This window comes from Gilliamella sp. Pra-s60 (assembly GCF_009795755.1).
GTDB lineage: Bacteria > Pseudomonadota > Gammaproteobacteria > Enterobacterales > Orbaceae > Gilliamella.
Genome location: NZ_WTFA01000046.1, coordinates 1 through 576, shown reverse-complemented (window position 1 = coordinate 576; position 576 = coordinate 1). Strand labels below are relative to the sequence as shown.

Sequence of the window (576 nt, the reverse complement as noted above, 5' to 3'; positions counted from 1 at the left end):
AACACGTCCTTCTTCGCCTCTGATTGCCTAGGCATCCACCGTGTACGCTTAATTTCTTAACCTTACAACTCACAGTTGTCTTGGTCTAAATTACGCTTTCTTCTCTTTCTTACTTCCAGTCGCAGATATCCTCATATCGCTTCCTTCCGCAAAAACGAGAACTCGTTTCTTTCAGCTTGTTCCTAATTGTTAAAGAGCTTTATCTTTCTATTTACTCATCATCAATTAATAAGTAAATACAAACATAACTTAATTAAAAAGAGACTTCTTTAATGGTGGAGCTAAGCGGGATCGAACCGCTGGCCTCCTGCGTGCAAGGCAGGCGCTCTCCCAGCTGAGCTATAGCCCCATTGTGTTCACTTCTTCAACGACTCAAACTCAAATGCTCAATTCCGTCGAATTGGTGGGTCTGAGTGGACTTGAACCACCGACCTCACCCTTATCAGGGGTGCGCTCTAACCACCTGAGCTACAGACCCAATAAAGTGACTCTTTCTTCTAAACAAACAATCTGTGTGAACACTTACGAGCACTTCGTAAGGAGGTGATCCAACCGCAGGTTCCCCTACGGTTACCT

The 576-nt window shown here is 44.4% G+C and carries 2 tRNA genes; both read right to left on the bottom strand.

The window, feature by feature from the left end:
- Positions 1–273: 273 nt before the first annotated feature.
- Positions 274–349: transfer RNA gene (locus GQ596_RS10955), tRNA-Ala, on the bottom strand.
- Between the two features lie 52 nt (positions 350–401).
- Positions 402–478 (bottom strand) — tRNA-Ile (locus tag GQ596_RS10950).
- Positions 479–576 lie beyond the last annotated feature (98 nt).